The 12262-nt window shown below is 67.4% G+C and carries 13 protein-coding genes; 5 read left to right on the top strand and 8 right to left on the bottom strand.

The annotated features are described in order from the left end of the window. The first annotated feature begins 69 nt into the window (after nt 1-69). Nucleotides 70-939, top strand: coding sequence for an SIR2 family NAD-dependent protein deacylase (locus C4B30_RS09540; RefSeq protein ID WP_105132466.1), 870 nt, complete (start codon nt 70-72; stop codon nt 937-939). A 37-nt stretch (nt 940-976) separates the two neighbouring features. On the opposite strand, the gene C4B30_RS09535 is transcribed toward C4B30_RS09540, so the two are convergent. Beyond that, nucleotides 977-2188 carry a S53 family peptidase gene (locus C4B30_RS09535; protein WP_105132465.1) on the bottom strand — a complete coding sequence of 404 codons (1212 nt, stop codon included), beginning with the start codon at nt 2186-2188 and terminating at the stop codon, nt 977-979. 410 nt (nt 2189-2598) lie between these two features. Between C4B30_RS09535 and crcB the strand changes: the two genes are divergently transcribed. Both crcB and C4B30_RS09525 read left to right on the top strand, forming a co-directional pair. Further along, on the top strand, nt 2599-2985 hold the full coding sequence (crcB, locus tag C4B30_RS09530) for a fluoride efflux transporter CrcB (protein ID WP_105132464.1): 387 nt from the start codon (nt 2599-2601) through the stop codon (nt 2983-2985). 23 nt (nt 2986-3008) lie between these two features. Next, the gene (locus tag C4B30_RS09525; protein ID WP_050011622.1) at nt 3009-3359 is read left to right on the top strand and encodes a DUF190 domain-containing protein; all 351 of its coding nucleotides are present in this window, start codon (nt 3009-3011) and stop codon (nt 3357-3359) included. Between the two features lie 13 nt (nt 3360-3372). On the opposite strand, the gene C4B30_RS09520 is transcribed toward C4B30_RS09525, so the two are convergent. Next, nucleotides 3373-3936 (bottom strand): YggT family protein, encoded by a 564-nt coding sequence (locus tag C4B30_RS09520; protein WP_006488584.1) that lies wholly within the window; start codon nt 3934-3936, stop codon nt 3373-3375. Nucleotides 3937-4011: 75 nt separating this feature from the next. Further along, nucleotides 4012-4941 (bottom strand): Rossmann-like and DUF2520 domain-containing protein, encoded by a 930-nt coding sequence (locus C4B30_RS09515; RefSeq protein WP_105132463.1) that lies wholly within the window; start codon nt 4939-4941, stop codon nt 4012-4014. A gap of 516 nt (nt 4942-5457) precedes the next feature. Here C4B30_RS09515 and C4B30_RS09510 point away from each other — a divergent pair. Beyond that, nucleotides 5458-5763 (top strand): hypothetical protein, encoded by a 306-nt coding sequence (locus C4B30_RS09510; RefSeq protein ID WP_027783774.1) that lies wholly within the window; start codon nt 5458-5460, stop codon nt 5761-5763. A 114-nt stretch (nt 5764-5877) separates the two neighbouring features. Here the strand turns inward: C4B30_RS09510 and C4B30_RS09505 are convergent, their stop codons facing one another. Together C4B30_RS09505 and C4B30_RS09500 are read right to left on the bottom strand one after the other, a co-directional pair. After that, a complete protein-coding gene (locus tag C4B30_RS09505; protein WP_105132462.1) occupies nt 5878-6546 on the bottom strand; it encodes a LysE family translocator in 669 nt (222 codons plus the stop codon). 58 nt (nt 6547-6604) lie between these two features. Further along, nucleotides 6605-8161 carry a UbiD family decarboxylase gene (locus C4B30_RS09500; protein WP_089499760.1) on the bottom strand — a complete coding sequence of 519 codons (1557 nt, stop codon included), beginning with the start codon at nt 8159-8161 and terminating at the stop codon, nt 6605-6607. Nucleotides 8162-8759: 598 nt separating this feature from the next. Here C4B30_RS09500 and C4B30_RS09490 point away from each other — a divergent pair. Then, nucleotides 8760-9887: a lytic transglycosylase domain-containing protein gene (locus tag C4B30_RS09490; RefSeq protein WP_105132460.1), complete on the top strand. Its 1128-nt coding sequence runs from the start codon at nt 8760-8762 to the stop codon at nt 9885-9887. A 115-nt stretch (nt 9888-10002) separates the two neighbouring features. Here the strand turns inward: C4B30_RS09490 and C4B30_RS09485 are convergent, their stop codons facing one another. From C4B30_RS09485 to ribH, 3 genes are all read right to left on the bottom strand, one after another. Further along, nucleotides 10003-11199: a pyridoxal phosphate-dependent aminotransferase gene (locus tag C4B30_RS09485; RefSeq protein ID WP_105132459.1), complete on the bottom strand. Its 1197-nt coding sequence runs from the start codon at nt 11197-11199 to the stop codon at nt 10003-10005. A gap of 70 nt (nt 11200-11269) precedes the next feature. Beyond that, nucleotides 11270-11707 carry a transcription antitermination factor NusB gene (gene nusB, locus C4B30_RS09480; RefSeq protein ID WP_027783780.1) on the bottom strand — a complete coding sequence of 146 codons (438 nt, stop codon included), beginning with the start codon at nt 11705-11707 and terminating at the stop codon, nt 11270-11272. Then, nucleotides 11704-12222: a 6,7-dimethyl-8-ribityllumazine synthase gene (gene ribH, locus C4B30_RS09475; protein WP_011351235.1), complete on the bottom strand. Its 519-nt coding sequence runs from the start codon at nt 12220-12222 to the stop codon at nt 11704-11706. The genes nusB and ribH overlap by 4 nt, the downstream gene beginning before the upstream one ends. Nucleotides 12223-12262 lie beyond the last annotated feature (40 nt).

Below are 12262 nucleotides of genomic sequence, written 5' to 3'. Positions count from 1 at the left end.
CGCGACGCGCTAACCGGCGTATGATCGCGACGCCACTCGCGCAACGTTCGACGCCACCGCTTTTCCATCATGCCGCTTTCCGATTCCGCCGATTCCGCCGATTCCGCCGCCGCGCCGCTTCCCGCCAGTCTCGTTGCGTCCGCCGTCGACGTACTCGCACGCGCCGACGCATTGCTCGTCACAGCCGGCGCGGGCATCGGTGTCGATTCCGGCCTGCCCGATTTTCGCGGCACGGACGGCTTCTGGCGCGCGTATCCGGCGCTGCGCCACGAGCGTTTCGAATTCCACGAGATCGCGTCGCCGCACGCGTTTCGTGCGCGTGCACCGCTGGCTTGGGGGTTCTACGGCCACCGTCTCGCGCTCTACCGCGCAACGGCGCCGCACGCGGGCTTTGCGATCCTGCGCCGCTGGATCGACGCGATGCCGAACGGCGGCTTCGTGCTGACGAGCAACGTCGACGGCCAGTTCCAGAAGGCCGGCTTCGATCCGGCGCGCATCGTCGAGATCCACGGCTCGATTCATGCGATGCAATGCCTGCGCCCGTGCACGGACGAGACCTGGGACGCGACGCCGTTCGTGCCGGAGGTCGACGAAACGACGTGCCGCGTGGTGGGCGACATGCCGTGCTGCCCGCATTGCGGCGGGCTCGCGCGACCGAACATCCTGATGTTCGGCGACACCGGCTGGCTCGGTGCGCGCTACGACGCGCAGGAGCGCGCGCTGGAAGACTGGATCGCGCGGGCCGGGCGCGTTGCCGTGGTCGAGATCGGCGCGGGCACCGCGATTCCGACCGTGCGCCTGTTGAGCGAACGGTTCGGTGCCGACGTGATCCGCATCAACGCGCGCGAAGCGCATGCGCGCCGGGCGGACGTGATCGGGCTGAAGGGCGGTGCCTTGGCGACGCTGAACGTGCTCGAGCGCGCGTGGCACGGCGGCTGAGCCCCGTGCCTCGCGCCGGCCGGCCGAGGCCGCGCGATTACGGCTGCGCGACGAGCGCCTGCACGAGCGCCGGCGCGACCGGCGAACCGAGGCCCGTCACGTAGTCGTAGCCGCCCGCCGCGTTGCAGATGCTCCCGCAATTGCCGTTGGACCCGGTCGTCACGTCGTGGAAGTCGCTGCCGTAGGCGGTTTTGCCGACCGTATAGAGCGTGTCGCCGGTGCCGCTCAACGATTTCTTGCCGGCCGCCGTGCGCAGCGAATCGGCGATCGCGACGAGCGCCGACCATTGCGGCGCACCCGCGCTCGTGCCGCCGACCTGGAACCAGCCGGCCTGCCCTTGATAGGTGACCGAGTCGTACACCGCGAAACCGCTGGACGGATTCGCGTCGTAACTGACGTCGGGCACGCCGCGCTTGCCGGCCACCGGAATCGGCCACGCGCTCTGGCCGGCCGTCTCGGTCTCGACGCTGCTCACGCCGCCGCCGCTGCCGCTCCACGCCGCCTCGCCGATGTAGTTGCCGGCCGTATCGGACGACAGCGTCGTGCCGCCCACGGACACCACATAAGGCGACGCGGCCGGGTATTCGGTGCCGGTGCCGCTGTCGCCGGACGACGCGACGAACGTCACGCCCGGGACGTTGAAATGGCCGTCGAAGCCCGTCTCGCTGCTGAATTCGTTGCCGCCGAAACTCATCGACACGACCGACGCGCCGTGCTTGACGGCGACGTCGACCGCGGCCATCAGGTCGCTGAAGCTGGCCGATGCGGCCTCGACGAGCACGATCTTCGCCTTCGGCGCGATCGCATGCACCCATTCGACGTCGAGCGAGATCTCGAGCGACCAGCCCGAATCGGGCTTGGGCCGTGCACCGTGGGCGTACACCTTGGTGAAACAGCCGTTCGACGACGTGCAGGCCGGCAGGGAGAACGCATTGCTGAACACGCCGAGATCGGACTCGATCTTCGGGTCGTCGTACGCGTCGACGATCGCGACGACCATCCCGTCGCCTTGGTTCGCGATCGCATCGAACCCGTATGCATGCCGGGCGAGCGCCGGCGTGAGGCCGGCGATCGTCGCCGTGCTCGCACGCGGCTTCGTGTGGAACGGCGGGCGCGCGAATCCTTTCGGCGCGCGATGGCCTTCGACGTAGGACGGCGGCCCGTTGCCGTCGGCGAGCGCGACGCCCGACGCGAGCAGCCACGCGCACAGCGCCGGAATCAACATGGATGACGGGCGGATATTGTTCATTTTTCGAGTCTCCATGTCGATCGAGTGGAGTAGCGAAACAATTTTACGAAATCGACGACGATAACTACATCGAATATCGGCCGAATAAGGGAATGTCTGATAAGGGAAAGTACGCGGCACCCGTTATGGAGTGGCGTTGTGCAGGGTTAACCTGCGCCGGATGGAACTGCTTTATCGGTTTTAAAAAGGCTGATAAATAATCGACCGATTCAAAATGGATTCGTAATGTCCGATGTAATTATTCGGTAAATATCCGCTGCGGCGCGCGTGTGGAAATCGTGAAGGGTGGCATGCGGTTGCGGCACGATCCGCCGCCTGCCGGCCCGTCGGCATTGCCGGCGCGGCGCGATTGCGCATACAGTTCGGCGTAGGCCGCGTGCGCCGCGCGGCGCCGTCAGTGGGGGATGCCCTTGTTCTATTCGATCGTCGCGATCTTCGTCGGCGCCGGGCTCGGCGCGTTGCTGCGCTGGTTCCTGAGCCTCGCGCTCAACGCGTTCTTTCCCGCGGTGCCGCTCGGCACGCTCGCGTCGAACCTGCTCGGCGGCTATGTGATCGGCGTGGCCGCCGTCGTGTTTACCGTTCGCGTCGGGTTGCCGCCCGAATGGCGGCTGTTCGTGATCACGGGCTTTCTCGGCGGCCTCACGACGTTCTCGACCTATTCGGTCGAAGTGATGACGCACGCGCTCGAGGGCGAATTCGGATGGGCATTGGCGGTGGCTGCCCTACACTTGACTGGATCGTTCGCGCTGACGGCGCTCGGCATGTGGACCGCGCGCGCGTGGCTCGCGGCGGCCTGAGCGGGCCGCCATCGGAGGGTGCGATGGACAGGGTCTTTTTGCGCTTCTACGTGCACGAGCAGCACCGGCTGCACTGGAAGCCGCTGTGGGAGTGGCTGCTGGAAGAGGCGAACCGGATGGGCGTCGCGGGCGGTTCCGCGTTTCGCGCGATGGCCGGTTTCGGGCAGCATCGCGTGCTGCACGAGGATCGCTTTTTCGAACTGCAGGGCTCGCTCGCGATCGAGGTCGAATTCGTCGTCACCGAGGACGAAGCGCAGCGGCTGCTCGAGCGGCTATCGCACGAGAAAGTGCGCGTGTGCTACGCGATGATGCCCGCACAGTTTGGCGTGATCGACACGCTCGGTGCACCGCCGGCGCAGGGGCCGGCGGCGTAGGCATCGCGCCGGATCAGATACCGAACATCGTCAGCGACACGGCGGCGCGCGTGACGATCATCAGCAGCACCTGCACGATCACGAACAGCAGGATCGGCGACAGGTCGATGCCGCCGAGGTTCGGGATCACGCGGCGCAGCGGGTTCAGGAACGGCGCGGTGAGCTGATAGAGGATCGGCATCGCCGGCGAGCGCGGGTTGAGCCACGACAGCAGCGCCATCAGGATCGTCATCCAGATCACGAGATTGAGCGCCCACTTCACGACCGTGAGCAGCGCGACCACGACGAGCGTCGCGATCACGGCGGCCGGATCGAAGCCGGCCATCACGACCATCAGCACCACGTAGACGAGCGCGGTGAGCAGCGCGGCGACGACGCTGGCCCAGTCGATGCCGCGTACGCCCGCGATCACGCGGCGCAGCGGCAGCACGAGCCAGTTGGTCGCCTGCAGCACGGCTTGCGTGACGGGGTTGTACGGCGGCACGCGGACGGCCTGCATCCAGACGCGCAGGATCAGCGCGGCGCCGAATAGCGTGAAGACGGTATTGAGCAGAAAACGGGCGATCTCGCCGAACATCGTTGGCATCCTTTTTATACAGTCAGTAGCGTGCGGCCGCCAACGCCGGTTGGCGGCGCATCGGCCGACACCTTATCACGCCTCGTCTCGCGACGGGGAGGGGTACGCGGCCACGCGCGCGAGCGACGTTTCGACGGCTTCGGCCAGCGCCGGCAGCGAGGCCGGCGGCGTCGCGCGCTTCGCCGCGAGCACGACCGCGCGGCGCGTCAGCAGCGCGTACAGCGCCGCATGATCGCCGCCGCGCGCCTCGAGCAGCGCGAGCTGGCGCTCGACGATGCCCGTGTCGCCGCGCGACACCGGCCCGGACAGCGCATTCGCGAGCCCCTTGTCGCGGGCGGTCTCGATCGTACCGGCGAGCATCGGCAACAGCGCGCGCAGCGCGGCTTGCTCGTCGAAACCGAGGCCGCGCCACAGCTCGACCGCTTCCGACAGCCCGCACAGCGCGAAGCTCGCCGCGTAGTGGGCGGCCGCGTGATACAGCATCCGGCCGCCGGCCGGAATCGTCAGCGGATGGCAGCCGAGTGCGGCGGCAAGTCGCAGCAGCGTCGCGTGCAGCGCACCGTCCGCTTCGATCGTGACCGAGCAGCCGTCGATGCGCGCGAGATCGGCATCGGTGCCGCCGAACAGATAAAGAGGATGGAAGCCGCCGGTGGCCACGCCTTGCTGCTTCGCAGGATCGAGCAGCGCGACCGCCGATGCGCCGCTGCAATGAACGACCGCCTGGCGGGCGGCGCGCGATGCGTCGAAGCGCAGCGCCGCGGCGGTCGACGCGAGATGATCGTCGGGCGTCGTCACGAAGATTAGGTCGGCGACGTCGACCACCTGCTGCGGGGTATCGACCGCGCGGCAGCCGTCGATGCGTGCGGCGAGGCCGGCGGCCGATGCGGGCGTGCGGCTCGCGATCGCGACGACGGGAAAGCCGGCCTGCGCGAAACGCTGCGCGACACAGCGCGCGAGGCGGCCGGCGCCGATGAAGCCGAGGCGGGGTGTGTCGGGAAGCGGCATGGCGGCGGATGTAAGCGAAAACGAAGCAGCCGTCAGTATCGCAGGAATGGCGGCGGTGCCGCGGAAGGCAGCTTGCGAGGCGGCCGCACGTATGAATTACCGATGCGCAGTGCAATCGAATGCGTGAACTGGCGTCCGGCATCGCGACGGAATCAGGATCGTGGAATCCGACCCCGAAACTCCATGTGCCTGCATCCTGCTTGAAACGTCGGCATGTTGTCTCGAATTTGTAATCGTTCATTACGCATGCGTGCCGGCTGCGCGCGCCGGATTCGGTAAGACTGACCGGCCGTCGCGTCGCGACCCGACTCATCGGATGGAAGTGCGCGACCCGCAAGGCTCGCCGCCCGCGCCGGGCCCCACGCCGGAAGGCGGCTCTGCCCGCGTGCAATTGCAATTTGCAACAAATGCACGATACGCGCGAGGCGGGTTTTCGCTACATTGCTTGCATGCGACGTGCATGCCCGCCGTTGCCGATCGGAGCGCCTAAAATACCGCTCCAGCAGGAGAATCGAAGTGAAAAAGCTCATTCCGTTCATCGCCGCCGCCGCGCTGGGCCTGGGTGCCGCAAGCGCCGCGCAGGCTCACGTGTCGATCGGGGTCGGCATCGGTATCCCGGTCGCACCCGCGTATCCCGTCTATGCACCGCCGCCGCCCGTGTATTACGCGCCGCCGCCCCCGCCCGTGTACTACGCACCGGCGCCGGCCTACTATGCGCCGCCGCCCGCCGTGGTCGTCGGCGGCTATGGTGGCTACTACGGTCGCCCGTACTGGCGCCATGGTTACGGCGGCTGGGGCCATCACGGCTACTGGCGTCGCTGATTCGTCCCGCGCGGCCTGACCGCGCGCGGCAAAACGGCGCAACGTCCCGCGAGGGGCGCTGCGCCGTTTTTCATTGGGCCGCCATTCCGTGCGCGGCTCGGCAGGGCGGCGCGATTACACCGCGTGCACGATCAGGTCGCGGTAGCCGCCGACGATCACGCTGTACGAGAAATACGCGAACAGCAGCGCCGACGCGACATGGCACGCACGCATCAGCCCGGCGCCCGCGCGCTTGCGGCCCTGGCTCGCGAGCGTGCACATGAAGAGCGTCCACGCGAGACCGCCGAGGAAAAAGCCCGACAGGAACACCGACGCGGTGGCCGGGGTGGTCGCACCGGCTTTCGCGATCAGCGCGCCGCCGACCGCCGCGAACCACAGGATCGCACTCGGCGACGACATCGCGAGCAGCATCCCGCGCACGAAACTGCGCCGCGCGCTCGCCCGCGGCGGCGGTGCATCGTCCGCGTCGTCGTCGGCCGCCTTGACGGGCGCCAGCGCTTCGCGCGCCATCTTCCACGTGAGGAACAGCAGCACCGCGCCGCCGCCGATCCACACGATCCAGCGCACGGCTTCGAACTGCAGCAGCACGGCCATCCCCGCGAGCGCGAGCGCCGCGTAGACGAGATCGCCGACGCACGAGCCGACGCCGAGCCAGAAGCCCGGCCGGAAGCCGTGCGACAGCGTCAGCGACAGCATCGCGACGTTCACGAGGCCGATGTCGAGACACAACGAAAGCGACAGAAAGAATCCGTCGGACAGCATGGAGGCGGGCGGAAAACTCATCTTCTGGGTACTTGCGGCGATTGCGATGCGTGGGCCGGCGGGCGCCGGCCGCGTGGCGTCAGAGGCCGATCTCCTGCCAGAGCCGGTCGACGCGCGCCTTCACGGCCGCGTCCATCTCGATCGGGCGGCCCCATTCGCGATTCGTTTCGCCCGGCCACTTGTTGGTCGCGTCGAGCCCCATCTTCGAGCCGAGTCCGGCCACCGGCGACGCAAAGTCGAGATAGTCGATCGGCGTGCTGTCGACCATCACCGTGTCGCGCACGGGGTCGACGCGCGTCGTGATTGCCCAGATCACTTCCTTCCAGTCGCGGATGTTCACGTCCTCGTCGACGACCACGATGAACTTCGTATACATGAACTGCCGCAGGAAGCTCCACACGCCGAACATCACGCGCTTGGCGTGGCCCGCGTAGCTCTTCTTCATCTGGACGATGGCCATCCGGTAGCTGCAGCCTTCGGGCGGCAGATAGAAGTCGGTGATTTCCGTGAACTGCTTCTGCAGCAGCGGCACGAACACCTCGTTGAGCGCGACGCCGAGCACCGCAGGCTCGTCGGGCGGCTTGCCCGTATAGGTCGAATGGTAGATCGCGTCGCGGCGCATCGTGATGCGCTCGACGGTGAACACCGGAAACCACTCCTGCTCGTTGTAATAGCCGGTATGGTCGCCGTACGGCCCTTCGAGCGCGTGTTCGTACGCGGCCGCCGCATTGCCGGCCGGTCGCGGCGGCGCGCCGGCCGGCGCGGGGGCAGGGGCGCCTTCCTGCGGATGAATGAAGCCTTCGAGCACGATTTCCGCGCGCGCGGGCACCTGCAGCGTGTCGACGCCGGGCGTCAGGCACTTCGCGAGTTCCGTGCGGCTGCCGCGCAGCAGGCCGGCAAACTGATACTCGGACAGCGAATCCGGCACGGGCGTCACCGCGCCGAGCGTCGTGGCCGGATCGGCGCCGAGCACGACCGCGACCGGATACGGCTTGCCCGGGTTCTGCAGCGCGAACTCGCGAAAGTCGAGCGCGCCGCCGCGATGTGCGAGCCAGCGCATGATCAGCTTGTTGCGGCCGATCAACTGCTGACGGTAGATGCCGAGGTTCTGGCGCGACTTGTTCGGCCCGCGCGTGACCGTCAGGCCCCACGTGACCAGCGGCCCCGCATCGCCGGGCCAGCAGGTCTGAATGGGCAGCTTGTTCAGGTCGACGTCGGCGCCTTCCCAGACGATTTCCTGGCACGGCGGCGACGACACCGACTTCGGCGCCATGTCCCACACCGCCTTCGCGAGCGACAGCAGCTTGCCGGCGTCCTTCAGGCTCTTCGGCGGATCGGGTTCCTTCAGCGCGGACAGCAGGCGCCCGAGATCGCGCAGCGAACCGAGCGCGGCATCGTCGCCCGCATCGACGCCCATCCCAAGCGCGACGCGACGCGGCGTGCCGAACAGGTTGCCGAGCACCGGGAACGCATGGCCGGGCGGCGCGTTGAACAGCAGCGCCGGGCCGCCGGCGCGCAGCACGCGGTCGCACAGCTCGGTCATTTCGAGCACGGGCGACACCGGCTGCGTGACGCGCCGCAGTTCGCCGAGCGCCTCGAGGCGCTGAATGAAATCGCGTAAGTCTTTGTATTTCATGAAAAAGGTCCGGGCCACCCGCAGGGACGGGCAGCGATGGGCGGGTGCAACGGCCGGCTGCGACCCCGAATCGACCGACGATTTTACCCGGCCGGCCGTCGGGCCGCCCGGCGCGGAAAAAAGTCGACCGCGCGCAAACCCCCTACGGCACGGGGATTGCGTTCTGAAGAGCGGTTTTAAATTACTTTTTGTTATGATTTTGAGATTTTATAGTGTTGACGATCTATAAAACCCTGCTAGAATCCGCTCACATTGGTTGCAGGGTAAAAGGCTTCGAGCCGCCAATCACCGATCTTTGACGCAGCGCGTCACCGTCCGCCGAATCCTGCACGGCGTCTTCGACGGCTTTTGTCGTAGTCCCAGCCAGCGCTACCAGACGCTGGTTTTTTGCGTGGGTGCCACCGCGTATGCCTGCCTCGCCCAGTGTGCGAAGGCGCCGGCCTTCTTACACCGTGGCCTCGAACGGTACTTATACCGTTTCCCCCGATGCTTGCGCGTCCCAACCAAGGCGTGCGGCGTCGTGATTCCGCGGCGCGTTTTCTGTCTCGCCATCGAGCTGAGCGAGCCGCACGAGTCATGTTCATGGGAGATGATCTGAATGAACGCTTGGTTATCGTGGCGTCCCACTGAGCAGCATGCGCAAATCGTGCGCAACTTGCTGCGTCGCGGGACGCGTGTCAGTCACCATCTATTCAGCGTTGTCGGCTGTTTCGCTGTCGCGGTTGCGCTTGCACTGTGGCTGCTGCCAACCGTCCGCGGCACGCTCGCCGCGAAGCTGATGCCGGTCGTATCCGCGGCCGTGCAGGCCGGTCCGGCCCGTCTGCTGTCCGGCCATCCGCTGCCGAACTTCGCGCCTGCCGGCGCGCAGCCGCAGCAGGAAGAGAGTCCCGAAACGGATGCGCTTGCGGTCGGCCTCGATGTCGCACCGGAAACCGCCGCTCAGGGCGCCCAGAGCGATGCGTCCGATCCGGCCCGTAACGGCCCGTCGCCCGTCGCGCTTGCGAAACTGATTCCGATTCAGCGTGTGGCGGCCGATGCCCGCGACGATCGCGCGCTTGCGTCGAACCGCGAACAGGCGCTCGTCGCCACCTATCTGTCGCGCCGTTACCGCGTCGCCCAGGAGCCGCTCGGCCAGCTCGTCAAGGCGGCGTTCCAGACCGGTCGTGACGTCGGCCTCGATCCGCTGCTGCTGCTGTCGGTGATGGCGATCGAATCGGGCTTCAACCCGTACGCCGAAAGCGGCGTCGGCGCGAAGGGGCTGATGCAGGTCATGTCGAAGGTTCATTCCGACAAGTTCGAGTATTTCGGCGGCACGGACACCGCGCTGCAGCCGCTCGCGAACCTGCAGGTCGGCGCACTGGTGCTGAAGGACTGTATCGCGCGCGGCGGTTCGCTCGCGAACGGCCTGCGCCTGTACAACGGCTCGACGAACCCCGACGACAACGGCTACGGCTCGAAGGTGATGGCCGAACGCGGCCGCCTGCGCGACGTCGCGCGTGGCCGCAGCGTGCCGATCAATGCGCCGCAGGCACCGACGCAACCCGCGAAGCCGATCGTCACCGCCGCTGCCGTGACGGCCGCGGCAGGCGGCGCGAAGCGCGTGCATGCGACGCTCGACGGCACGACGTCGGTCAAGGCGGCGCCGAAGGAAGCCGCCTCGCAGGACGACGCGGGCGTCGATACCGCGAAGCAGTCGCACGGCGATCATTCGGAGCTCGGCGCGTAACGCTTAACGGTCGCGTTCCGGCGGCCCCGGCCGGCACAACATGAAAAAGGCACCCGAATCGGGTGCCTTTTGCTTTTTGCGATGCGTGAAGCGGTGGTGTGCTCCGGGTGCGGCGTCAGTGCCGGCCGAATAGCGTCGCGAGCCGGTCGACAGCCTCTTCGAGTCGCGAGTAGGCCGTCGCATACGACAGGCGGATATAGTCGCGCGGCGCATGGACACCGAAGTCCATGCCCGGCACCAGCACCACGCCTGCGTCGTGCAGCATTGCCTGCGTGAGCGCGGCGCTGTCGCCGGCCGCCGGGTGGGCGACGCCGCCGCAATGCGCATACACGTAGAACGCGCCGTCCGGCATCACCGGCACCGTGAAGCCGAGCCGTTCGAGCGCCGGTGCGATGAAATCGCGGCGGCGCTTGAATTCGAGCCGGCGTGTTTCGTAGATGTCGAGCGTCGCGGGTTCGAAGCAGGCGAGCGCCGCATGTTGCGCGAGGGCGGACGGGCAGATGAACAGGTTCTGCGAGAGCTTCTCGAACGTGCCGACGAGCGCGGGCGGCACGACGAGCCAGCCGAGCCGCCAGCCCGTCATGCTGAAGTACTTCGAGAAGCTGTTCACGGTGATGACGTCGTCGCCGAACGACAGCGCCGACACGGGCGCGGCGTCGTAGCTGAGCCCCTGGTAGATCTCGTCGACGATCGTGAAGCCGCCGCGTGCGCGCACCGCTTCAATGATCCGCTTCAGTTCGTCCGGTTCGAGCGATGTGCCGGTCGGGTTCGACGGCGACGCGAGCAGCACGCCGCGCGTGCGCGCGTTCCAGTGCGTGCGGACGTCGTTTTCGGTCAGCTGAAAGCGCGCGTCCGGGCCGCTCGGCACGAGCACCGGCCGACCTTCGGCCGCCGCGACGAAGTGCCGGTTGCACGGATACGACGGGTCGGGCATCAGCACTTCGTCGTCGCGGCCGACCAGCGCAAGGCACGCGAGCAGCAGCGCGGCCGATGCGCCGGCCGTCACGACGATCCGCTCCGGGGCGATCGTGAGGCCGTACGCGCGCGCATAGTGCGCGGCGATCGCCTCGCGCAGCGGCGCGATGCCGAGTGCGCTCGTGTACTGCGTGACGCCGCGGCGCAGCGCCGCCGCGGCGGCCTCGACAACCGGCTCCGGCGCGGTGAAATCCGGCTCGCCGATGCCCATGTGGATAACATCGCGCCCCAAGGACTCGAGCCGCTGTGCCTCCTTCATCAGTTCCATCACGTGGAAGGGCTGGATCGCGTCGACGCGTGCGGCGAGCGTGACGAGCGAATCGGCGGTGGTATTCATCGGCGGGCAGGGCGGAGGGGGAAAAGAATGAAAAACGGGCGCTTGCGCGCCCGTGGACAAACCAACGGTATCAGCCGTTGCGACGCGCCTGCGTTTCGGCGGGGCGCAGCTTCGCGGCCAGCTTGTCGAGCACGCCGTTCACGTACTTGTAGCCGTCGGAGCCGCCGAACGTCTTCGCGAGTTCGACGGCTTCGTTGATGATCACGCGGTACGGCGTTTCGACGTGGTGCGTGAGCTCGAACGTCGCGATCAACAGCACCGCGCGTTCGACCGGCGACAGCTGATCGATCGGACGGTCCAGCGACGGCGCCAGCGCTTCGGCGAGCGTCGCATGCTCGCGGATCACGCCGTGCAGGATCGCTTCGAGCAGTTCCTTGTCAGCCTTGTCGTAACCGAGCGCGCCGCGCAGTTGCGCGTCGATCTCGCCGGAGGGCGCGTTCGACAGCAGCCACTGGTACAGGCCCTGCGTCGCCAGCTCGCGCGATTGTCGGCGGGCGCTCTTCTTCATGCGCGCTCCTCTTCGTCGTCTTCGTCTTCCTCTTCGTCCTCGTCGTCGTCGCCGAGCTGGTCGAGCGCCATCGTCAGGTTGGCCATCTCGACGGCGACGCGTGCGGCGTCACGACCCTTTTCGGTCATGCGCGCGACGGCCTGCTCGTCGTTTTCGGTCGTCAGGACCGCATTCGCGATCGGCAGGTTGAAGTCGAGGCCGATGCGGGTGATGCCCGCGCCGCTCTCGTTCGACACGAGTTCGAAATGGTAGGTCTCGCCGCGAATCACCGCGCCGAGCGCGATCAGTGCGTCGAACTGGCCGCTTTCGGCGAGCTTCTGCAGCGCTAGCGGGATTTCCAGCGCGCCGGGCACCGACACGAGCAGCACGTCTTCACCGGTGACGCCGAGGCGTTCCAGTTCTTCGACGCACGCGTCGGCGAGGCCGTTGCACACGGGTTCGTTGAAGCGCGATTGCACGATGCCGATACGCAGGCCGTCGCCTTCGAGATTCGGTTGGTATTGTCCGATTTCCATGATCTGGTCCGTGGTGTGGATGAACGGTTATAGGGCGAAA

It is taken from the genome of Burkholderia sp. BE12 (assembly GCF_002959955.1).
GTDB lineage: Bacteria > Pseudomonadota > Gammaproteobacteria > Burkholderiales > Burkholderiaceae > Burkholderia.
The sequence above is the reverse complement of the archived record's forward strand: the minus strand, read 5'-3'. Positions and strand labels throughout refer to the sequence as shown.